The 23,084-nt window shown below is 39.6% G+C and carries 16 protein-coding genes; 3 read left to right on the top strand and 13 right to left on the bottom strand.

What is annotated here, in order from left to right; genetic code table 11:
- Positions 1-67: 67 nt before the first annotated feature.
- Complete coding sequence (gene leuS, locus ABD930_RS15630; protein ID WP_345232770.1) at positions 68-2,851, top strand: leucine--tRNA ligase; 2,784 nt, start codon at positions 68-70, stop codon at positions 2,849-2,851.
- 60 nt (positions 2,852-2,911) lie between these two features.
- Here leuS and ABD930_RS15625 read toward each other — a convergent pair whose 3' ends face one another.
- The 11 genes from ABD930_RS15625 to ABD930_RS15575 form a co-directional block, all read right to left on the bottom strand.
- Entirely contained in the window at positions 2,912-3,289 is a 378-nt protein-coding gene (locus ABD930_RS15625; protein WP_345232767.1) for a hypothetical protein, read from the bottom strand.
- The gene (locus ABD930_RS15620) at positions 3,286-4,185 is read right to left on the bottom strand and encodes a DUF1338 domain-containing protein (protein WP_345232765.1); all 900 of its coding nucleotides are present in this window, start codon (positions 4,183-4,185) and stop codon (positions 3,286-3,288) included. Before ABD930_RS15620 ends, ABD930_RS15625 begins: the two co-directional genes overlap by 4 nt.
- 93 nt (positions 4,186-4,278) lie before the next feature.
- Positions 4,279-4,779, bottom strand: a complete 501-nt coding sequence (locus tag ABD930_RS15615; protein ID WP_345232763.1) for a GNAT family N-acetyltransferase — start codon at positions 4,777-4,779, stop codon at positions 4,279-4,281.
- Positions 4,776-5,267 carry a MarR family transcriptional regulator gene (locus ABD930_RS15610; protein ID WP_345232761.1) on the bottom strand — a complete coding sequence of 164 codons (492 nt, stop codon included), beginning with the start codon at positions 5,265-5,267 and terminating at the stop codon, positions 4,776-4,778. The genes ABD930_RS15615 and ABD930_RS15610 overlap by 4 nt, the downstream gene beginning before the upstream one ends.
- Positions 5,260-5,760 carry a GNAT family N-acetyltransferase gene (locus ABD930_RS15605; RefSeq protein WP_345232759.1) on the bottom strand — a complete coding sequence of 167 codons (501 nt, stop codon included), beginning with the start codon at positions 5,758-5,760 and terminating at the stop codon, positions 5,260-5,262. Before ABD930_RS15605 ends, ABD930_RS15610 begins: the two co-directional genes overlap by 8 nt.
- 158 nt (positions 5,761-5,918) lie before the next feature.
- Positions 5,919-7,703, bottom strand: coding sequence for an ABC transporter ATP-binding protein (locus ABD930_RS15600; RefSeq protein WP_345232757.1), 1,785 nt, complete (start codon positions 7,701-7,703; stop codon positions 5,919-5,921).
- 135 nt (positions 7,704-7,838) lie between these two features.
- Positions 7,839-10,184, bottom strand: a complete 2,346-nt coding sequence (locus ABD930_RS15595; RefSeq protein ID WP_345232755.1) for a hypothetical protein — start codon at positions 10,182-10,184, stop codon at positions 7,839-7,841.
- Between the two features lie 16 nt (positions 10,185-10,200).
- Positions 10,201-12,747 carry a BamA/TamA family outer membrane protein gene (locus tag ABD930_RS15590; protein ID WP_345232753.1) on the bottom strand — a complete coding sequence of 849 codons (2,547 nt, stop codon included), beginning with the start codon at positions 12,745-12,747 and terminating at the stop codon, positions 10,201-10,203.
- A gap of 29 nt (positions 12,748-12,776) precedes the next feature.
- On the bottom strand, positions 12,777-13,631 hold the full coding sequence (locus tag ABD930_RS15585) for an SdiA-regulated family protein (RefSeq protein ID WP_345232751.1): 855 nt from the start codon (positions 13,629-13,631) through the stop codon (positions 12,777-12,779).
- Positions 13,628-15,664, bottom strand: coding sequence for a polyphosphate kinase 1 (gene ppk1 / locus ABD930_RS15580; protein WP_345232749.1), 2,037 nt, complete (start codon positions 15,662-15,664; stop codon positions 13,628-13,630). The genes ABD930_RS15585 and ppk1 overlap by 4 nt, the downstream gene beginning before the upstream one ends.
- Positions 15,665-15,674: 10 nt before the next feature.
- Positions 15,675-16,844, bottom strand: a complete 1,170-nt coding sequence (locus ABD930_RS15575; RefSeq protein WP_345232746.1) for a Pycsar system effector family protein — start codon at positions 16,842-16,844, stop codon at positions 15,675-15,677.
- Between the two features lie 612 nt (positions 16,845-17,456).
- Between ABD930_RS15575 and ABD930_RS15570 the strand changes: the two genes are divergently transcribed.
- On the top strand, positions 17,457-17,984 hold the full coding sequence (locus ABD930_RS15570; RefSeq protein ID WP_345232744.1) for a DinB family protein: 528 nt from the start codon (positions 17,457-17,459) through the stop codon (positions 17,982-17,984).
- Between the two features lie 144 nt (positions 17,985-18,128).
- Here ABD930_RS15570 and ABD930_RS15565 read toward each other — a convergent pair whose 3' ends face one another.
- Positions 18,129-18,683 (bottom strand): acyl-CoA thioesterase, encoded by a 555-nt coding sequence (locus tag ABD930_RS15565; RefSeq protein WP_345232742.1) that lies wholly within the window; start codon positions 18,681-18,683, stop codon positions 18,129-18,131.
- 4 nt (positions 18,684-18,687) lie between these two features.
- Entirely contained in the window at positions 18,688-19,215 is a 528-nt protein-coding gene (locus tag ABD930_RS15560; protein ID WP_345232740.1) for a YceI family protein, read from the bottom strand.
- Positions 19,216-20,584: 1,369 nt separating this feature from the next.
- On the opposite strand from ABD930_RS15560, the gene ABD930_RS15555 reads away from it, so the two are divergent.
- On the top strand, positions 20,585-23,035 hold the full coding sequence (locus ABD930_RS15555; RefSeq protein WP_345232739.1) for a TonB-dependent receptor domain-containing protein: 2,451 nt from the start codon (positions 20,585-20,587) through the stop codon (positions 23,033-23,035).
- Positions 23,036-23,084: the final 49 nt, after the last annotated feature.

The following is a 23,084-nucleotide window of genomic DNA, read 5'->3' as shown; positions in this document are numbered from 1 at the left end:
TATGAGATATTGGACATAGGATGTTAGATTTTTCGTACTTTCGCAAGTCATACTGTAATGTATTATAATGGACTATCAATTTAAGACTATCGAAAAAAAGTGGCAACAATTTTGGGCCAATAACCAAACATTCAAAGTAAATAATACGTCAGATAAGCCAAAATATTATGTGTTAGACATGTTTCCTTATCCTTCGGGAGCAGGTTTGCATGTTGGGCACCCGCTGGGATACATCGCTTCCGATGTGTTTGCCCGCTATAAAAGACTGCGTGGATACCAGGTCTTACATCCCATGGGATACGATTCTTTTGGCTTACCAGCTGAGCAATATGCCATCCAAACGGGGCAACACCCATCCATTACTACTACAGTAAATATCAAACGTTACCGCGAACAATTAGACAACCTCGGCTTTTCCTTCGATTGGAGCCGTGAAGTCAGAACTAGTGATCCGACATACTATAAATGGACGCAGTGGATTTTTATTCAATTGTTTAATGCGTATTATAATATCCTCCGTGATCGCGCAGAACCTATCGAAAACCTCGTGAGAACTTTTGAGCAGGAGGGGAGCGCAGGTGTGCAGGCCGTTTGTGATGAAGATGCATTATCGTTTAGCGCTGATGAGTGGAATGCGTTTACTGAACAACAGCAGCAAAGCGAACTATTGAAATATCGCCTGGCTTATCTCAAAGAAAGCTCGGTAAACTGGTGCCCGGCTCTCGGTACCGTACTCGCAAACGACGAAGTTAAAGACGGCGTTTCCGAACGTGGTGGTTACCCCGTTATTCAAAAGAAAATGATGCAATGGAGCATGCGTATTACGGCTTATGCCGAACGCTTGCTAAAAGGCTTGGATACTATCGATTGGCCAGAGCCTCTCGTCGAAATGCAGCGTAACTGGATCGGGAAGAGTATCGGTGCAAGCGTGCTCTTTAAGGTGGCCAGTACCGTAGCTACCATTGAAGTATTTACTACGCGGATAGATACTATTTATGGGGTGAGTTTCTTGGTGTTAGCACCGGAACACGAATTGGTACCAACATTGATTACCGATACCCAAAGGCAGACGGTAGAGGCTTATATCGAACAAACCAAAAAACGATCCGAGCGAGATCGAATGGCGGATACCAAAACGGTATCGGGAGCTTTTACCGGAAGTTACGCTGTTCATCCGTTAACCGGAAAACAGGTGCCTATATGGATAGCGGATTATGTACTTGCTGGTTATGGAACAGGGGCTGTTATGGCCGTGCCTTCCGGCGATCAGCGGGATTATCTATTTGCTAAACATTTTGATCTACCCATTATTAAAATTTTGGATGGACAGCAGATCGATGATGAGGCCGATAGTCGAAAAGAGGGGCACTATATTAATTCCGATGTGATTAACGGATTAATCTATGCGGAGGCTGTACCCAAATTGATTCAATTGCTGGAGGAAAGAGGTCAGGGTAAGGCCAAAGTTAATTACCGTATGCGAGATGCGATTTTTGGTCGACAACGATATTGGGGAGAACCAGTTCCCGTATATTTCAAAGAAGGATTGCCCTATGTAATTCAGGAAACTGAACTGCCTTTGCTTTTACCAGAAGTCGATAAATACTTACCTACCGAAACAGGAGAACCTCCTCTTGGTAGGGCCAAAGATTGGAAATATCACCAACAATACGCCTATGAGTTAAGTACGATGCCTGGATGGGCAGGATCTAGCTGGTACTGGTACCGGTATATGGATGCCCATAACGAAAACGCCTTTGCTTCGCAGGAAGCAATTGATTATTGGCAGGCAGTTGACTTGTACATAGGCGGTTCAGAACATGCCACCGGTCACTTGCTTTATAGTCGTTTTTGGAATAAATTTCTGAAAGATATCGGGAAAGTTCGGGAAGAAGAACCCTTCAAGAAGTTGATCAACCAAGGGATGATTCAGGGAAGATCGAATTTTGTATATCGCCTGTTGGATGAAGAAGGAAAAGGAACAGATACCTTTGTTTCTTATGGCTTAAAAGATCAATATAAAACGACGCCCTTACACGTCGATGTCCATATGGTGCATAACGATGTGCTGGATGTAGACGCCTTTAAAGCTTCCCGTCCGGATTACGCACAGGCAGTGTTCATCCTGGAGCATGGAAAGTATATATGCGGTTATGAAATTGAGAAGATGTCTAAATCGAAATTCAATGTGATCAATCCGGACGACATTGTTGAGCAATATGGAGCAGACACTTTGCGCATGTACGAAATGTTTTTAGGCCCCTTGGAACAAAGTAAACCTTGGAATACCAATGGGATAGAAGGCGTTTATAAATTCTTGCGTAAATGCTGGAAATTATTCCATGATCAAACCTTTCGTTTTACCGTAAGTGATGAGCAGCCAACCAAAGCCGAATTGAAATCTCTGCATAAGATTATTAAGAAGGTGGAGGAAGATATTGAACGTTTTTCCTTCAATACTTCGGTATCGAGCTTTATGATCTGTGTGAATGAACTGACGGATCTAAAATGTAATAAACGGACTATTCTTCAGAATCTAGTTATCGTGCTGTCACCTTATGCGCCACATATTTGCGAAGAATTATGGGCTTTATTGGGTAATGAGCCAGGATCTCTTTCGTATGCCACTTATCCGAAATTCAATCCTGATTATCTGATAGAAAATGAATTTGAATACCCGATTTCGTTCAACGGAAAAATGCGCATGAAACTGCAATTATCTTTAAGCTTAACACCGAAGGAAGTGGAGGAGAAAGTGTTAGCCAATGAAGATGTGCAGCGCTACTTAGATGGCAAAACACCTAAAAAAGTAATTGTGGTTGCGGGGAAGATTGTTAATGTGGTGGTATAAGTTGGTTTTGGTAGGCATAGTTTATCCCAAATGGTTTACGTTTATTAGGAAGGACTATGCTTACTTTTGAATTGATCCGTTTTTTGATGCTTTTTTTATCTCTCTAAAGGTTTTGGCAGGCACTTCAACTTCTATAACGCCCCATTTTGCTTTTTCCCCGTAGCTTGCAGGAACCTCACTAGGCTTATAAACATTGATAGAAGTAATCTGTTTCGGGTCTAGTTGTCGAAAATGTGTATCGGTCAGTGCGATAGACTTTTTCCCCGACTTAACGATATAGAGTGGTGTATGGGTGCGAGAAGAGGTTGGGACACATATCCTGATATTGGCGTTTGTGTTATGAACACCAGCCTGTTTATCAATATCGGCCTGTGCGTAACTATGGCCACTAAATAGTAGGAAACCAACAGTGATGCCTATCCCTAATTTATTTTTCATGATTTGGTTTGTGCGTTATACGTGCTCTCAAAGATCTTATCTGCATTATTTGCTTCAAAACCATCCCTTCTATGTTTCCGTTTAATTTTTTCGGGAGCAAGGTGTGCAAATTGGGGAAGCACTTTCCGCTCGGCAAATTCGACATAGGATCCCGATATTTTCTGCTTTTCGCCATCAGCAAAGGTAGCTTCTATCATTTCGGCAACGGTGGCGCTTTGCAGTAAGCCTCCGTCTGGACTGGTTTTGATCTTTCCACCAGCACTGTTCAGTTTGAAACCATGCCGTTCAAGGAAATCGTTAAACGCCGCAATATCATTGTACCCCGCTTTAAGATTATGGATGCTTATCGTAAAATGATTCAAGTAATAGCGGTTATAAATTACCCAAGAAGCGTATTCACTTTCTGCCGCCAAAGTATTATAATCAGCTAAGGAAGGAATTCTCCACAAAGGGCTATGTAAGAAGCGATCAACTGCTTCTGCCTGATCCAGATCCAGTTCGTCGACAGGATCGGTTTTTACCTCATCGGTATAGCTCTTAATAAGTTGCTGCGTTTTTTGTGAAAGATCCTGTACCCGGAGTTCACTTATAAAAATACGGGGATAATGATCGGCTGGGGGAGCGTACCAATAGGCATCTAATTTCTTTCCGGAAAAATGGTAATAATCACGTTTTTCATAACCATAATGTAAGAAGATTTTTTCAAAAGATGTTATGCCCAATGGAGCTACTCCCATTGTCCTAAAAGCAATGTGGTCATTTTCGATTTCGTCGGCATGTTGGATAATACCTTCTTGTAGCATCGCTTGAATAATAGCACCAACATCCGGAACGCGTTGCTTATATCGCGTCATTAAACCATTCAAAACCAGATTTAATGTTTCTATGCGGTTCATAATGTTTGTTTTACTCTAGAGCCAGTAAAAAACGTAATAGTACCAATTTTAAACAAGCTATTACGTAAAGATACAAACAAACCGACAAATATACTAGGGTGTAGCGGCGATTAATTCCTTCACCATCCAGGTATTGCAAGCGTAATGTCCAGAATTACCCAAAGCATGGGGTAATGTGTGAAAACCTAATTTTTTGTACAGGTTTATAGCTGCTGCGAATTCGGGAAAGGATTCCAGGTAAAGATGGGTGTAGCCAAAGGTAATGGCCGTCTCAAAACATTGTGTAATGAGCGCTTTGCCAATGCCTTTGCCTCGACTCTTGCCGGAAAGGTATAGCTTGACCAACTCAGCATATCCATTCGGTAAATTGGCTGTTGGATAAATACCACATCCGCCTAAAACTTCGCCGTTTTCTACAGCGACATAATAGATGCTCTTAGGGTGCTGGAAAAGCGTATAGAGCTGAACCGTAGTTGGGTCTGTGTATACAGTTCCTTCTTTTGGGATATGGTGCTCATCTAAAGCCTGCCTTAATATTTGGGCCAAAATTAAATTGTCAGTTTCACGTATGGTTCTTAACTCGATGTTCATCATGATTTGTCCTTATCTTCTTTAATCCGTTCCGCTCGTTGAAAAAAGCCTTGTAATTTCATCTGGTATTCTACCTCATCAATAGCCTTCATTAAGTTATTGGATGTGTCGGTAAGTTGTGCTAAAGCTTCTACCATTATTTCCCACACGGGCTGCATCTGTTGCACGAGCGTTTTCCCCTCATGGCTTAGCTGTAAAAGCCTTTTCCGGTCATCTTGTTTATCTTTTTTAGATCTGATTAGTTTCTTTTTCTCTAGTTCTTTTAAAAGACTGATGGTGGATGGATGTGTATAACCAATTTCATTGGCAATTTCTACCACACTTAATACTGGTTTCTTATGCAAGGTATACATAACGGGGAACCATTTGGGTTCGAAATGGATATGATGGGATTCGTAGATTTTTAGTCCGTCTTTTCGCAGCTGGTCACTTAATCGTTGCAAGCGTGTTGAGATGGCTAATAGTCCAGATTCGTCAATTACATTATTCATTTTTCGTTAAATTTAAATGAAAGAATACGTCATCTACTTCCATGAGGGGAAAATAACTAGGCAAGGCTGATTTTTCAATTTGCGTAAAACTATTACGTTCGTAAAAGCGGATAGCCGCTTTTAGGGAGTGAAAGGTTCCTAAATATAAATGATCAATAGTCACTTTTTTTGCATAAGCCATTAAGTGTTCTAGAAGCTTTTGGGCTAAGCCCAATGCTTTTCCACGGAATTCCTTTCGAACAAACATTTTCCGTATCACGCCTCCTTGTCCAGCCTCCATTTTAATCAAAGCAATGGTGCCTAATAATATACCATCATGCCAAACTCCCCAGAAACCACCACCACCTTGATGATAATGTTTTTCAATATCCAACAAATCCGGTTGATCATTAATAGTCACTGGAACTTGATGCTCGATTTGCTGTATAGGCAAAATGAGCGCGATGATCTCACGGGTATCTCTATTGCTTAGAGGCTTAATTTCAATAGTCATTCTTTTTTAATCAAAACTACGTAGTTAACTACATAATAGCAAATAAAAGTAAAAAATATATAGCTAAAATGGGGTGAACGTTACTAGGTAGCAAACATGCTCTTGTAAGAGCTCCTAAAATTGACGAGACTGTTATGGGTTTCAAATAACCCTTAATTTTAAAAATTGACTGGATATTTCTCCTCTTCCTTCCGTTCACCTATTTGCTGACGCCACATGGCATAATATAGCCCTTTCAATTCCAGCAGTTCAACGTGGGAACCAGTTTCAACGATTTTCCCTTTTTCTAAAACATAAATCTTATCGGCATACATAATCGTTGATAGTCTATGGGCAATCATCAACGTTAAATGTTCGCGTTGAGCAGTAATATGACGTATCGTATTTGCGATAGCCTCTTCTGTAATAGAATCTAAAGCTGATGTTGCCTCATCAAATATCAATAACTTAGGCTGTCTAAGTAGTGCACGTGCGATAGACAATCGTTGGCGCTCGCCACCGGATAATTTTAATCCTCCCTCACCTATAACGGTATCTAATCCTTTTTCTGCTCTCGCCAAAATTTGCTGTCCTGATGCTTTTTGGATGACATCTAGAATCATGTCATCATGAGCTGTAGGATTGACGAATAACAAGTTTTCCCGAATAGTGCCTGAAAACAGCTGCGTATCTTGCGTAACAAATCCAATTTGATGTCTCAACTCTTCAAAATCAACCGTTTGGTCATTATGATTATTATAAAAAACATGACCTGAACTAGGGTGATAAAGGCCTACTAATAACTTGACCAATGTGGTTTTACCCGAACCAGAAGGTCCAACAAACGCTACGGTCTCTCCCTGCTTCACGTCGAATGAAATTCCGTCTAGCGCCGGTCTAGTAGCCGATTGATGTTGAAAGCATACATTTTCAAAACGTAAATGCTGAATGGCGTGAATTTTTTGAGGTGCTGAGGGGCGATATTCGATTTTTTTATCGAGCAATTGTTGCAGATTGTTTAACGATGCTTCCGCTTCCCGATACGACATAATAATATTGCCAAGTTCTTGTAATGGACCAAAAATAAAGAAGGAATAGAATTGCATCATCATCATTTGTCCGACTGTAATTTTATCTCTAAAAACAAAAAATAAAAGGGCAAACATGATGCATTGCTGGAGGAAATTAACAAAGGTGCCTTGTACAAAGCTTACCGAACGGATACTTTTCACTTTTTTTAACTCCAGCTTCAGTATCTTCATGGTGGTATCATTTAGCCTGACAATTTCCTGCTGTGTTAAGCCTAGGCTTTTCACCAATTCGATATTCCGTAAAGACTCCGTTGTAGACCCTGCCAATGCGGTTGTTTCATTGACAATATTTTTTTGGATTCCCTTGATTTTACGACTAAGAAAACTCGTCAGTACGGCCAATACAATTGCCCCAACCAGATAGATCGCAGGTAGTAGCGGACTCAATTTAAAGGCAACAATGACCACGAAAACAATACCTACTACGGTTGCAAAGAGTACATTAACAAAATTGGTGATAAATTTTTCGCAGTCTGCACGTACTTTTTGTAAAACCGATAAAGTTTCTCCACTTCGTTGGTCTTCAAAGTCTTGAAAAGGTAGCCGTAAGGCATGACGTAGGCCATCTGTATAGAGTTTCGCTCCGAATTTTTGTATAATGACGTTTACGGCATAGTCTTGAAAGGCCTTTGCTATACGGGATACCATAGCTACGCCAATAATCATCAATAACCCAATAGTGATGCCGCGAAAAAAGGCACTATCAGCAGCATGCGCACGAAAGTCGGCTGCTTTGTTTGCATAAGGGTCAATGATTAAATTACCAAAAATATAAGGGTTTAATAACGAAAAAACCTGATTAATGGCGGCCAAGATAAGTGCCAGAAAAATCAACCATTTATGTCTGCTTAAATATTTAAGGAGGAGTTTCATAAAAACGCAAATTAAAGGGTACAAAGATAGGTCTTCTTTTTGCACTTATTTGTTAGGAGAATATCACGATATCATATTGGGTATGCCTAATGCGTGCATTGCCAACAGGCTTATGTGATGAATCGGGTCTCCGTTTCAAAGGTTAATGCCGATTCGAATGGCTTTCAAACCGCTAACTCCTTGTAGTTCTTCGAGCTCAAGTTCTTCCAGATCATCTAATAAAATATCTTTATTCTGCAAATAACTAATATAACCCATATATTCCTTTATTTCCCTTGGATCGCTATAGACTAATGCTATTTTTCCAGGTTGCGTTAAGCGTTCGTAAGAATCTTTAAGATGTACCTTATCGATACGTTTTTTTATAATGTGATATCGGATATTATAGGCTCCTTCAACATCGAAACGCCTTTCGTCTACCCTGAAACTAATGTCGATATCGGTACCGTTGATAAAAATCAATTGAGTAGTTTCCAGCGGAGTTTCTATTTGGTCAACCAGGTTGTGGGTAATTTTAGCAATAGCAGCCATAGAGCTGAGCTGCCAAAGACGTACATTTTTTAAATAAACAAGATCAAAGGGCTTATTGGGTGTGATGGATTGTCCAATATAAATGTCGTATTCTACGCCGTCTGTTCTGAACTTCTCGAAATAACAAGGGTAAGAGCGTTGGATTTCATCGTTTAACAATTCCAGATAACCATTAATTGCAGTGTTGATGGTACCTATAGAATGTTCCAATGCTCGCCTGTTTTTGTAAGCTAAGCCTGTTTCCTGGAGGATTTCCTGTTCATAATTTTCAATAATAGCGCCCAGCGGTTGATTGCTTTTTTTAAAATGTTGGAGCAGCATCCAGACTTCTTTTTCCATAAAATCCCTTACCTTTAATTGAACACTATCAATAGGGCCGGTGTCTAATTCAATAAGCCATTTGTCACAATTGAACTCCATCTCATCTAAAATGGCAATGCTGTGCGTATTTCTAATTTCTTGCAATACCTGTTTCAGTAAATGAAGTTGCGTTTTGTAATCTGCAATCAGTGCTTTATTCCGTTCGATAGTCGAATTGCGAATATCAATAGCTCCATATAACGGATAAACATTTTTAAACTGAATATTATCAATGATAGGCTTCGGTTTATCGGGAACTATCTTTTTCAGATACTCATAAGCAACCTGGTTGAATTTCCATTGTACAGCTGGTTGCAATGAAGTAAATTTATCTTTAATCACCGATTCAATTTTTGAATGTACACCTGCCGCTTGATCATATAACAATTGGGCCAATAATGGCGTTACTTTGCGAAGCTTAGCTAATGCGGTCTTATTAAAGCTATGGCCGTTGGTGGTATACATTTCAAAGAGCCCTGTTACATTATTGTTATAATAAAGCGGAACGCATACATAAGACGTAATACCTAAATCGGAAAGATCATTGATGAATTTAAGGTTGCTGTCGCCAAACTCAATGCCCAAGTTATAAACGATTAGCTGTGGTTGCGAAAGATAGGACTCAGAAATATTGGCTTCCGTGCAATTTTTTGTTTTTCCTTTCAATAAATCCGGTAAGATGCTACCGTGTAAATATACTTGATCCAGTATTGGCTTGTTATTTAAACGTAAAATGGGTGAAAGCCCAAATTTAATGTATGGATTACCGGAAAGAATTTTTAAAGATTCCTGCAAAACCTCAAACGAGTGTTCAGCATCATCGTCCACATTTTTTATCACAATGTTGCGGATGTTTTCAATAACTTTTTCAGGCGTGATGTCAGTCACCGTGATGAGCGAAAACCCCTTAAAAGTGAATTGCGAAAGGGGTAGCATTTCACGAATGATATTCCAATCAAACTGCTGTACATTATTTCGTCGAATCTTTTTATAATCTAAAGGCGGAAGATCCCCTTTGGGTACAATATCAATAAATTTATTGTCGATATTAATGGAAAAATATTTAGGCAAGCCGCTGGAAGAGTCTTTACAGGAAAACTCAATGGTTTCGTTGCCGAAAGCAGGCATTTCATAAAAACGCTCTAGAATCAAACCATAAATTGTTTGTTCCTGTAATTCTTCTTTCGCTTTCCGATTGGGCATATCAGCCATCTTGCCACTACCGGTAAATTGCTGATTGAGTTGCTGATAAAAGGCCTCTGTTCCGTAAATGACCTTTTTCCCTAAGGGATAGGCTATCGCCCATAAGTTATCCTGTTCATCTACTAAGGGTGGTACTAACAGATTATAGATATAGAATAACGCATCGTCAGCATAATTGGTTAAATTTTCTTCATTTAATGGACCAAAGGTGTTTCTGACATGCAAGAACTTGGCTAATATAAATTCAAAAATTTCATGTTTACTATTATCTTTTTCCTGCGTTCTCTTTTTGAAATACTCAATAAAGCCATCAATGGAAAGCTGAATATCCAATTCGGCTAATAGGGGATGTTTATCTTTCGATAAGTCGATTATTTGCGTAAGCATGGTTCCTAATGTTTTCCTAAAAGCGGAATCCCATGGTGAAGTAGGGGTACCAACCTTCGGTTGAATGTCCTAAAATAAATTGTACCAGGGCTATCCTTGCAGGAGCATAATAGAAGCCACCCCCAACACCCTGATGGATCTTGCTGTCATTTAAACCTTCGGCCCATACTTTGCCTATGTCGTAAAAGCCAATCATACCCAGTTGCCCTGGGATAATATAGCTTCCAATTTCTGCCAGTTTAATCCTGGTTTCAAAGTTATTAAAAAATAAATGTTCACCGGCAAACCGATATTGGCGATAACCCCACAAATTATCTTGTCCACCCAAGAATAAAGCTTGGTAAAATGTGGTTTTACCTAGGGTTACCCCACCACCAATTCGATCTGCAAATATTACCGCATCCTGACCAATTCCTTTGTAAAAAGCAAAGGCTGCTTTTGCTTGTACAAAAGATTTCGCATAGTGATTTAATCCGGTTAGCCCGTTGACACCTAGTTCTAGATAACTACCCTTGGTTGTTAATAAGGTGTTGTCGCGTTTATCCGAGCGATAGGACGCGTTAAGGCCAGCAAAAAACTTATCCTTGGCTACCGTAAGGCTATCATAACTGTGCAATGCGGCAGTTTGGTTGATAAAACGTCCTTCATTATCGTCGGGATCGAAGTAATAGGCCTGAAAAGAAGGGCCGACACGGATCGATGAGGTTTTGCTGGTCTTCCATTGTAAGGCCGAGTGGATTTCATATAAATTAAATCGACTGCGATAGTACCGCATGTTATGCTGTTGCTTATCATACACAGAAGCATTGCCCAAGCCAAAGAAATTCTGTGTGTTATTTGGTGCATAGATGTCCACGTTTAATAAGAGGTCTGCCTTTCCCACCAAATCAGTCCATTCGCCTTTATACTTCACTTTGATAGCACCTGTGGCAAAAGCACCGGAAACCAATAATTGATGCTGGTCGGCGAAGGGTGTTTTTCGGAATCCCCGTTGGTGTGTATATCGAAAACCACCACCCAGCATGACACCATCATCGGCATTGTAACCTCCTGTGATCAGCGGCATCCAGACCGAATATAAATTAACCGGCACAAATGCCGTATGGTTACTATCCGTAGAGAAGTGTTTGCTAAATTTTGAGACCTCACCGGAAAATACGGCATTGCTCCCGTTGTCATAAACTGGAATACGATGATTGACCTGATCAATGTGGTAATGTTTGCTGCCTTCCCCCCCAATGATGCGGAGTTTGATGGGCGATTGCGTCTGACTGATCGTTACACTGTCATTACCGTCGGCTAAATATATTCTAATTTCTTTGGTGAGGTCATTGGCGTAAACCTTATCCATCAGCTTGCCTTTGCGTTCGCCATCTTTATTGATTTTTCTAATGGTTACCTGCAAGCCGTTTTGGACATCTTTTATCGCTACCCGCTCATTTTTATTACTTAACTTAATATCTACAATTTCGTTGATGAAGCGGTAATAGGTTTCCATCGCCCTCGGAATATCATCGCGTCGCGCTTTGAATTGAGCCAACAGGCTATCATGACGAATGGCATAAATCGCTGCGGGTAACCGTTTGATGCTTTCTTCCAAAACACTGTCGGTCATTTTTTCAACAAATTCTTGCGCCATCTCTGTCCATTCTTGATGACTAAATTGCGATTTTGGATGTGCATTGAGAAACCTCGATTTAATCAAGGAGTAGTTCGGACGTTTGATCACAGGGCCGAAACCTTGCAGTGTGGGCAATACCCAGCTTCGCGAAGCAATGTTTGGAAAGAAACCTTGGTTTACTCTGAACGCCTGATCGCGATCGCGTGGTATAGGGAGATAATCCTTGTCTTTGCCCTCTTTAGTGTCTTTCCATCGCCATTGGTCTTCATGGCGATCCCAATCGCTTACCAATACATCCAGCATCCGAGCGCGTAAAAATGTTTTTGCTTTGTAGGTGTCGTCGTTATCATTGTTTACTTTCTCCAGCATCTTTAGGGTATTGTCAGAATCGCCTTCCGGCTCTCGTTCCTCTACCAAACAAAGAGTGTTGGCAAAAAGCTTATTATAAGCTCCCAAGGCGGTGTCGGGCGCAATAACTCCAATGATAGGATTCGTATGAGGTACGTCTATAGCATCGGCCAATGGCGGGATCATTAATGCCGAATAGGGATGTTGAGCACTATTCGCGTCGTCCAGAAAATCACGTGCAAAAGTCTGCTGCAATTCTTCCGGTAATAACGCATCGGTATTTTTGTTGACACTGCGGATAACCCATTCTTTCCCCGTTTTGTCGACCATCCGTAGCGAAACCGTTTGCATACCGCCTCCTTTTTTTTCAACAGTCAGGCCACCCTGAAAAGTCGAAACGTGAATAATCGGTACCCGTGTTTCTTTTGCCCATTCTTCCCGATAATTTTCGCCAAAAAGTTTACGATGAAATTTTCCATGCCGATTATAGACTGGATTCGCCTGAATAAGCGTGCTATCCGTTGTTTGTGCGTAGCTGCCCGCCAAGCTCATGTGTCCTAAAATAATCGAAATAAGTAAATACCTACCTTTCATACGCTTAATCATAAGACGCCTCTGTCTCATTATTTATTTTTCCGATAGCTAAACTTTAATAAGGTTGCGTTTCCTTTATTGCCGGCCTCATTGCTGATATATAAGTTATGCTGTTTATCAAAAGCGATACCCTCAGGTTGGTTAAATAGCTTTGGGTTTAAGGCATATGCGGCTTTCACCTTCCATGAAAAATCCGTAATCACCAATAACTTGTTGATAGATGATAAGATATACCATTCGTTATTTGTAGGATGTTTCGTCAATGCAGATGGCCTAAATGCTTTCCCTTTAAAGGAAACAACATTTTTAATATTTTTAGTAGGAATCGAAAACGATGTTAATTGACTTATCGTTCCGTTGGGGCTTACCTGTAGTGTATATCCCGTTGTTTGCTTACCGTCTTTATCTACAGCGCATTGTTTGCATAAGGCATAAAGCTTTTGATCGTCTCCGGTGGCCAAACTTTCATATTCTCCTTTTGGTAATAGCTTTTCTGTTTTTACAGCAGTGATTTGTTCAGGATATGTAGATGAAAAAGGAAAGGTAAAAAATGAACCATCGCTTCTCAGTAAGATAACCCATTTTCCGGTTAGTGCTAGATCTTCATAGTCTCCTTCTGGGCCAAAAGTAACCGCTTTCATGTCTTTTGTAGCATCTGGATTGAAATAAAATAGACTGCCTTTTTCATCTTGCTGCGCAAAAAGCGTATGTGGCTCTCCATCCTTAAAAGTAATTCCTGAGATTTCCTGTAGCATGTGTGGAAGTGTAATCTTTTCCGGTTGATTAAAATCATAACCTTCTGGGGAAGTAAAGGTTTTTTCTTTCTTCTGCGCACAGGCGATGCAAGCAATCAAGGCAATATAAAGGGTAAAGATAGATTTCATAGTTGCAGTAACTGTTTATGGATTAATGAATACATCATTTCCTGAGAGCGGATGTTTCGGGTGGGCTTAATGCGCACATTTTGGGCCTGCTTATTTATCACAACAGCTGCCAGGTCATCGGCAAGCTGCAAGTCGATCATGTCTCGGATTTGTTGCTTCAGTTGTGCATCATGAACTGGAAAACAAACTTCGATTCTGCGATAGATATTGCGATCCATCCAATCGGCTGATCCTAAAAAAACTTCTTCTATGCCCAGGTTGTGAAAGATAAAGACGCGTCCGTGTTCTAAAAAGCGGTCTACAATCCTTGTCACCCGAATCCGTTCGCTAAGACCAATGACACCTGGTCTTAATCGACATATACTTCGCACGATCAGTCGGATATTTACGCCTGCCTGATTGGCTTCATAGAGTTTGTCGATCAGCGTTTCCTCTTCCAGGTTGTTTAATTTTATAGTAATACACGCAGGTTTGCCTTGTTTAGCGTAATCTATCTCACGATCAATGAGCTGTAGAAACGCAGGGAGTAAATTAAATTGTGCCACAAGCAATTGCTTAAACGGAATTTTTGGATATTGCTTTCCAAATTGTTCACTATTCAAATAGTTGAAAAGTGCATCGAGCTCTGTTGTCAGGCCTGTATTTGCCGTAAATAAGGTATGATCGGTATAGGTTGAGGCCGTCCGTTCGTTAAAATTACCGGTAGACAGTAAACCCAATAAGTTGTTTGCTTGTGAAGTATAAAGTTTAACCAAGGCAATCTTTGCATGTACCTTAAGCTTGGGAGTGCTATAAATAATCCGAATGCCCACGGCTTCCAGCATTTTTGCCCATTTAATATTATTGGCTTCATCAAATCGAGCCTTTAATTCGATAAAAACAACTACTTTCTTTCCATTCCGTGCAGCCGTGATTAAGGCATGCATGATTCTGGAATCTGGTGCTACCCGATACATGGTTGTATAGATCTCTAACACTTCGGGATTGATGGCTGCTTCATTAAAAAAACGCAACACGGTATCATACGAGTCATAAGGGGTGTGAATTAAAACATCTCGATCGATAATGGTAGCAAATAAGGTTTGTGTTAAAGGTAAACGATACGTTGGTACTTTCGGATATTTTAATTGTTTATCGGCAGAAGGGAAACCAAAAAAATCACTTAGGTTATGATAAAGACCACCGATCATTTGGTTGGCATGAGCGAGCTGCAATAAATCGATTAGTTGGGCAAGCGTCTCTTCCGGTATTTCGGGTTGGTATAGAAATCGAGTGGCAATACCAAATTCACGCTGATTCAATTGTTTTTCTATTTCACTGGCAATATCGCCGGTAAACTCATCTTGCAGATCAAGTTCAGCATCTCGCGTTACCTTGAAACTGTACGCTGTTGCGGATTGATTGGGAAAAATGGCTTGCAGGTTATCTTTAATAATGTCGTCAATAAAAATGACATATTGTTTATCATCAACAGTAGTGCTGAAGAACCTACCCATTTGATTAGATGGGATATTTAAAATAGCGAGGGTAGAAGTACTATTTCCTGTTAGTGTGACAGCAAAATAAAGTTGGTTGTTCTTCGGGAAAAAGGCTTGTTTCTCTGGGTAAATAATTTCAATATAAGCTGCAATGGTGCAGAAAAAATAGGCTTGGGTTTGCTTTTGAAGCTGTACGGGGATGGAGCCACCATATTGGAGATAAATATTTTCGGTTTTTAGCGCAGTGATAATGCTAAATTCCAATATGTGGCCAAAATAAATCTGTTGTTGGTCAATTATCTTTTTCGCATGTTTCAGTATACCTTTTTTGGCAAGCGATTTTCCGATAACTTTTTTTTTCTTTAGCTCCTTTAAGGCCATTAAAACAGGAATGCGTACTCGATAAAACTCGTCGAGATTGGACGAATAAATAGCCAAAAATTTCAAGCGTTCTAAGGGCGGCACTTCCTCTTTTGCTGCTTCATCAAGTACCCGACTGTTAAACGATAACCAGCTAAGATCCCTATTAACAAACCGTTTATTATCTGTTGTCATATGAAATAGTCTATAAATACCCTACGGCTGCTGCAGAAAAAGCAAGAACTGCTGCAATCAAGCCAAACATGAAGATATTGTAAGCCCAGCGCAATAAGCGGTATTTTCTTCCTAAAACAACTCCTTGGGAGTATACGTCCATAATGAGCGTTCCATACAGAAAATCACGATCTTCCATAACCGCCCGCATACCCTGATTATAAGCCTTTAAATCCATTTTGTAAAAATTTCCGAAAAACAATAGATTAACTTTTTTTTCTGATAAATCTTCACCGGTAAAATAGCCTTTAGGAATATTCGGTCTTGTGGCTAAAATCGCAATAGTCATGGTTGATAAGCTTACGGCAAGCAAAATTAACGTAGGGACAATGAGGTGCTCATTACTGTCTAACTTTCGCATCAGCAGGGCAAATATGGCAGAAAGGATAATGGAATTAACCGTGATCAGAATATGAGATTTATTATCCGCCATATCACTCAAGCGTTGATTATTGGTTGAGGTTACCCTAAACATGGTTTCTATTCCGCGATCAGGACGATTCTTTTTTTTCTCTTTTGTTTTTTCTTTCGCCTCTTCTCCATCTTTGCCTTCTTTTTTTAACAGCATTTTCAAGTTTCTTTTCTTTTTTTCTTCCAAAAATAATTTTGCGTAGGAGGTATGGTAATGGTGGTTTTGCAGCAACTGGATCGTTCCTTTTCGCCAATCGCTTTTACTGATCGAATGCGCTTTGCATGTCTCGGCTTCTTTGTGCATGAGCTTATTCCTGTCTAAAAAGTCATCACCACCCAAATGGAACAAATCCGCATCACAAACAATTTCCTCTAGTAAATTTTTAGGCTGTTGAGGGATGTGTGTGGCTTTAATACAATTTTGTATCGCTAATATGGTGTCTTCTTCTACGGATCGCTCACGCAAAAATGTAGCAGCTATTTCAGCACTACGCACTTCATGGCCAAGGGCAGCGCCATTATAATAGCCCAAGTCGTGGAAATAAGCAGCTTCTGTAACGATAAAGAGATCATGCTCTGCTAACTGATAATAAGAACCGATTTTTTTTGCCGCCTCCACTACTTGTAGGGTATGGGTTAGATTGTGAAAACATAATGATGTAGTGCTATGTTGCGCTACATATTCGTTCACCCATTCGGCAGTTTCTGTGATAATTGCCTGATAATTCATTGCATCAATGCTTTCTTTTCGCTTGTTATTTACAGCTATAACAAACCTAGATAAAACCCTGCAATAATACAATACATTTAATAGAAGGCTAGAGCAATTCATTTATAGAAATAGAAGGTTTATTTTAACTACTTTCTTTTCCGCAAAGAAAGTAGCAAAGAAACTCTTCGCTTCAAAATTTACAGGAACGGTAGTGCATCCCACTACAAGATGTAAATTTTGGAGGCGAATGGATTCGAAAGCCAACAGTAGGTGCTTTAAACCGACCGTGCCTTTGGTTGCCAACAGAAGGGTTGGGAAATGGGTTAAGATCTGAAAGGTATACCTTTCATGTTCGAAAAAATCGGCCTCAAAACATCCGGTTTGTACTAGCTAAGTAGTAGCTGTAGCTTTCAAAGGAGGTTTTAAGCCGGGAGCTTTTTTTGTTACTTTTTTTCGCGGGGAAAAAAAGTAAAATTAAAAGGTTCTTTTGTTTTCAACAATTAACCATATATGAAATGCAGTTACCCCGATCGAAGGCATATTAAGAAAAAACAAGGGTCAATTATTTAACTGACATACTGTTGTCATTTCGTGGTTTTTATTTTGTTCTAAAAGCAAAAAACAGCAATTATGGAACAAGCAATAAGTATGACTACAATAGAACAACCTAGCCTCAATAGTTTTGTGAAAAACTTCGTCGATTATGACTTATGGACCAATCTTTCTCTAATTAAGTGGTTGGGTTCCAAACCGAAAGAGCTTTTGGAAAAAGAAGTGGCATCAAGCTTTTCAAGTATCTGTTTAACCTTGCATCATATGTGGAGAACCCAAGGATACTGGTTTGCGATTATTAATAAAAAGCAAGATTTTCAAGAAGAACACTATCCGATGGGATTGAATAACATCTTAGCGGGATTAATTGAACAATCTGCCCGCATTGCAGATTTTGTAAAAGCCATGTCGGAAGCCGATCTGCATGAAGAATTACCGGTTGAAAGCCCCTGGTTTACCTGTACCTATGCGGCTTCGGAGTATATTGTGCAAATGGTTACACATAACACGTACCATCGGGGGCAGTTAGTTACGATTAGCCATCACTTGGGGTTCAAAGACGCCCCCAATACCGATTACAATTTTTATAATGTTATGGGGCGCTAGGGATACTCCATTTCGATCGCATGATGGTCGACTTCGATAGCAGTTTCGTGCATTTCGTTATCGAAGTGGGGTATTTAACTATCGAAACAGCTTAGCCCATTATCGAAGTCGACCATATTCTTCGGTGTCCCTGACGTCATTGAATCAGGATGTTTTGATGATACAACGCTCCTTTTTTAGCGTGTCCAGCACATCCTGACTTTTAAATACAGATTTAAGGCGTTCGCCTTCCTCGCGATAATAACGATTCAGTTCTTTTCGGTGCATAGCCGTAATAAAACGCTGAATCTGTACCGCATTTTCCAGAACCAAACCAGGTACTTGTATCGGAGCATGGGTTTGTTCGTCTAATGCTACCATGGTAAAATAGCTGGAATTGGTGTGTTTAACCTGGTGATTTTTCACATTCTCCGCTAGTACCTTGATCCCTACCACCAAAGATGAATTACCTACATAATTGACCGATGCTAATAGTGATATGATTTCGCCCACCTCAACAGAGGCCCTAAAGTCCACAGTATCGATGGAAGCAGTTACGCAATACGTTTCTGCATGTTTGGCCGCACAAGCGTATGCAGCCTTATCCATTAAGGATAAAATGATACCCCCATGTATTTTTCCACCAAAATTGGAATAAGCAGGAATCATCAGTTCCGTCATCGTTGTTTGCGATTCGGATACTGTTTTGTAATTGTTCATAAAATTATTGTTGTTTAGTCAATTCTACATTTGCTTTAATTTCCACTATCTCTGATACCACCATGCCTCCGGCTTCCATTAATGGGTTATAACGCAAACCAAAATCTTTGCGATTAAGATTTCCTGAAACTTTAAAACCAGCTTTCTCCTGTCCTTCATGTTTAGCGATACCGCCAAACTTAACCTGTAATTCAATAGGCTGGCTTATCGCTTTAATAGTTAATTGGCCTTTTAAAATAAAATTTCTTTTGCCTTGGCTTGTAAAAGAACTTGATTGAAAAGTAATAAATGGGAATTGATCAACATCGAAAAATGCTGTTGATCTCAGGTGGTCATCGCGATATGCTTCATTCGTGTAGACACTAGCGGTACTTATGCTTAGCCTAATGGAAGCATCTTCAAAGTGATGCCCATCTATCGAGTCGACCGTACCATCAAATTTAGTGAACATACCCGTTACTGTTGAAATAAGCATGTGTTTTACTTTGAAGTGAATCGCTGAATGTTGGGGGTCAATAGTCCAGTTAACCATAAAAAATTTGTTTTAGCAAATACCCGTATTGTAAAAGATTTTTAGCCTTTGAACGGTGCGGTTAAGGTAAGGATATTATAGGTTTTTAGTTTCATCCTAAGGTTATAAAAAAGCATAAAGCATAAAGCATAAAGCGTAATGCATAACGTAATGCAAGTGTTCTAAAAACTGTACTTGTATAGCTTTTAGAACACCTTGTTTCTTTTGTGTAAGCAAATTTGAAGTATAGATTTCCGTTTTGTTGATTCTAACCGCGTTATTTTTTCAGCATTATGGATGCTAATTTTATTAGTATATTGAATCGTGGTTCTTTAGATGGTGCCGATTGACCAGCGCTTTGTTTATCGATGACCTTTTTGTGGTTATGAAATTGTTAATATCACTTGGGCTATATTTTTTTATTTTTGTAAATCAGCTTATTAGGTCTATCATGATTTAGTATTTATTGAATAAAAATTACTTTTGAAATAAGGGTTATAAACGGAAGTGCCTTTTTAGGGCAATGAACAATGTGAAAATCGTAATTTACTGCTTTTTATAAAAATATATTATTGAATATCAGTATAAAAATAAACTTTATATTTATTTTTAGTTTATAGTACTATTTGGCCAATTTTGCAGCATGTAAATAGGTATGGCTACACTTTCCTAAAAGTGTTTTTAGCCTGTGCTGACAGCCTGTCAGGCGTTTTTTTAGTAAAAAACACCTCAAGTGAAGAACAAAGATAGTCGCAAATTTGCTTTTTACAAATGCGTTTTTAGCCAAAAGTAATGTTTGAAAATTATAAGGAATATGCTTGCCCAATCAAGCTAAAAAGTATATTATTTGTAGCTTTTTTGGATAAAAAGATAGAGGTCATGCCATTTTTTACGAAAACTGATCTTGATCTTTTTCGGTTAATTTGGAAAGGGAATGGATAGACTTCATCCTTCCAATAAAATAAAAACAACCTTTTCAATGAATGGGTAAAAAATAAAAAAACCCCACCTTGGGAAGTGGGGTCGAAACCTAAGTTTCAAATCAACCTAAACCTACTGACTTTTCAACATATACCGTGCCAAAAAAAACAAACAATATATTTTTTTGATGACGATGATAAAAAAATGAGACCCTTCTCGATATTCCGGATATGCTGTTGACCAAATTAATTGGTAGCCTGTTAAGTAGATAGAGCTAAAAAGTAACTAATTAGTTACTTTTGTCTCTCTTTTATTATTGTAACATTTGGTGGTAGGAGCAGACTAATGTTCAAAAAATAGCACAATACATCCAATTTAGGCAACGCTTCGTTGCTTTTAAAAATGTAGCGAAGCATTTTCATGGGTGTCGCTAAAAACAAATAGTATCGCAATAAACAAATTTATGCAGATGAAAAAAAGTAGACCGTTCGTTTGGTTGGTGTTGATGCAATTAATGTGTATAAATGTCTACGGACAGCAACCAATAGAAGGCATAATCAAGGGCCATGTGATCGACTCTGTTACCAAAAAGCCAGTAGATTTCGCTACCATCACCTTATTGAAACCCGGCTCCGCACAAGCCGTTACCGGAGCCTTAGCAAATGAAGAAGGGAGCTTTACGCTAAATAGAATTAATATCGGACAGTATAAGCTTGTTATAAGTGCTATGGGATATACCCCGGCAAGTTATGAACCAGTAACCATTAATCAAGAAAATACGGTTGTCAATCTTTCCGAAATTTTGCTAAGTCCAAATGCAACCGCTTTACAGGAAGTAGAAGTAACCGGACAAGTTCCGCTAGTTGAAAATAAAGTAGACCGATTGGTTTATAATGCAGAACAAGATGTTACTGTAGCCGGAGGAAATGCGGCGGATGTGCTAAGAAAGGTGCCTTTATTGGCTGTTGACATGGATGGGAACGTATCGCTTCGCGGTGATCAGAATGTACGTATTTTTATCAATGGTAAACCCTCTGGTGCCATGAATAATAACGTGGCCGATGCTTTACGGATGATCCCTGCCGATCAGATAAAAAATGTGGAGGTTATTACTAGCCCTTCTGCTAAATATGACGCGGAAGGTACTTCGGGGATCATTAACATCATCACCAAAAAGAGAGATGTCGTCGGAGTTAATGGCTCTGTATCAGGAGGAATTGGTACCCGACAAAATAATTTTAACGGAAATCTGAATATCCGTAAGGGAAAACTTGGCATAACGACAAATCTCGGAGCGATGTGGGGTTGGCCGGTAACAACAGATGTTTCTTTTGATCAGCGATCGTTGACGGATGCTCCGCTTATTTCACAACGCAGCGCGAGTGAAACCAAGCGTGGAGGCGGTAGAGGTAGTATTGGCTTAGATTACGATATTGATGATAAAAACCTCCTCAGTTCCTCTTTTAATTATAATACGTTCAAGATGGCCACTGCAGGTGATGTAACATCCGTTTTTGGTGGTACGCAGGAGCTGTTAAGTAATACGGATAATGACATGCGTTTCCATGGCTTCGATTGGAGTGCCGACTATACCCATAAGTTTGAAAAGAAGGGGCAGGAAATAACCTTTGCCGGACAGTACTCCAAGAATAAGAATAATACCGATTATACAACATTTTATCAGCAATCGGGCTACCGTCCAAATGAGTTGGGGTATAATAACGGTGTCAATAACGAATGGACTTTTCAGGTAGATTATACACATCCGTTTAACAAAACGGTGCTAGAAATTGGCGCAAAGGCAATATTGCGTGATATATCTTCTGATGTCCATGTAGATACCATGATGCAGGATGGAGCGTATGTTAACACGGCACAGCGTAGTTATGATTTTGGCTATACCCAAAACGTTGGCGCAGGATATTTTACTCTGAGTGTACCTTTCGGAGAAAAGTATGAGCTAAAGGCAGGAGCACGCTACGAATATACCCTGCTGGATGGTGATCCGGTTGGGGATTTTCCGGCATTTAAAAATAACTATCATAACGTACTGCCTAGTTTAATTGTATCGAAAAAACTCGGTAAAATGTCGACGCTTAAGCTAAGTTATAATCAACGTATCCAAAGGCCGAGTTTGTTCTACCTCAACCCTTTTAGAAATGAAGCAGATCCGGTTAATCAACGTCAGGGGAATCCAGCACTTGATCCGGAGTTGTCACACAATGTTGAATTGGGCTATTCTACCATGATTAAAAGTAGCATCTTAAATGCTTCACTTTACTACAGACGTACCAATGATGTTATCGAATCGATCTATACCAATATCGGTAGTGAAGAGCAACCGGTGGTGCTGCAAAGCTTTGAAAATATCGGATCCAATAATTCCTTTGGAACCAATCTTTTTGCTTCCGTAAATCCAATCAAAATTTTAACCCTGCGCGGCAACCTCAACTGGTATACCTATGATATTAATCTGCAAAATGTAGACGAAAGCTTAACCACAAATAACGGGGTGTATTGGATGTACCAAGCCTTTTTAAGTGGCACGGTTAACTTAAAAGGAGGCCTGATTGCCGAAACATTTTTAATTTTAAATGCGCCTAGGCGTACCTTTCAAGGATATACGCCTGCTTTCAACATGTGGAGTTTAGGTATGAAGAAAGAAATTCTGAATAAACAGGCAACGATTGGATTCAATATGTTAGATCCATTCCATAAGGTGAAGAATTTTAAATCGGAAATAGAAACGGCTACGTATAAGCAAACGTCTAACTTTGCCGTACCTTTCCGTTCCTTCGGAATCACGTTTAGCTGGAAATTCGGTAAAATGAACTATAATGCCAAACCTCGAAAAGAACGTGGTATCCAAAATGACGATCAAAAGGCAGGAGAAAGTACTGAAGGTCAGCAAATGCAATAGGAGCATAATAAATTTTGCAAATTTCAGTCCTGATATGATTAGATATTCG

This window comes from Olivibacter ginsenosidimutans, assembly GCF_039542865.1.
GTDB lineage: Bacteria > Bacteroidota > Bacteroidia > Sphingobacteriales > Sphingobacteriaceae > Olivibacter > Olivibacter ginsenosidimutans.
Note: the sequence above shows the minus strand (reverse complement) of the source record. Positions and strands in the feature narration are given on the sequence as shown.

Bases quoted from the DNA above. Each gene is read 5' to 3' on its own strand.
- leuS (WP_345232770.1), top strand. From the start codon at position 68: ATGGACTATCAATTTAAGACTATCGAAAAAAAGTGGCAACAATTTTGG.
- ABD930_RS15625 (WP_345232767.1), bottom strand. From the start codon at position 3,289: ATGAAAAATAAATTAGGGATAGGCATCACTGTTGGTTTCCTACTATTT.
- ABD930_RS15620 (WP_345232765.1), bottom strand. From the start codon at position 4,185: ATGAACCGCATAGAAACATTAAATCTGGTTTTGAATGGTTTAATGACG.
- ABD930_RS15615 (WP_345232763.1), bottom strand. From the start codon at position 4,779: ATGATGAACATCGAGTTAAGAACCATACGTGAAACTGACAATTTAATT.
- ABD930_RS15610 (WP_345232761.1), bottom strand. From the start codon at position 5,267: ATGAATAATGTAATTGACGAATCTGGACTATTAGCCATCTCAACACGC.
- ABD930_RS15605 (WP_345232759.1), bottom strand. From the start codon at position 5,760: ATGACTATTGAAATTAAGCCTCTAAGCAATAGAGATACCCGTGAGATC.
- ABD930_RS15600 (WP_345232757.1), bottom strand. From the start codon at position 7,703: ATGAAACTCCTCCTTAAATATTTAAGCAGACATAAATGGTTGATTTTT.
- ABD930_RS15595 (WP_345232755.1), bottom strand. From the start codon at position 10,184: ATGCTTACGCAAATAATCGACTTATCGAAAGATAAACATCCCCTATTA.
- ABD930_RS15590 (WP_345232753.1), bottom strand. From the start codon at position 12,747: ATGAAAGGTAGGTATTTACTTATTTCGATTATTTTAGGACACATGAGC.
- ABD930_RS15585 (WP_345232751.1), bottom strand. From the start codon at position 13,631: ATGAAATCTATCTTTACCCTTTATATTGCCTTGATTGCTTGCATCGCC.
- ppk1 (WP_345232749.1), bottom strand. From the start codon at position 15,664: ATGACAACAGATAATAAACGGTTTGTTAATAGGGATCTTAGCTGGTTA.
- ABD930_RS15575 (WP_345232746.1), bottom strand. From the start codon at position 16,844: ATGAATTATCAGGCAATTATCACAGAAACTGCCGAATGGGTGAACGAA.
- ABD930_RS15570 (WP_345232744.1), top strand. From the start codon at position 17,457: ATGGAACAAGCAATAAGTATGACTACAATAGAACAACCTAGCCTCAAT.
- ABD930_RS15565 (WP_345232742.1), bottom strand. From the start codon at position 18,683: ATGAACAATTACAAAACAGTATCCGAATCGCAAACAACGATGACGGAA.
- ABD930_RS15560 (WP_345232740.1), bottom strand. From the start codon at position 19,215: ATGGTTAACTGGACTATTGACCCCCAACATTCAGCGATTCACTTCAAA.
- ABD930_RS15555 (WP_345232739.1), top strand. From the start codon at position 20,585: ATGAAAAAAAGTAGACCGTTCGTTTGGTTGGTGTTGATGCAATTAATG.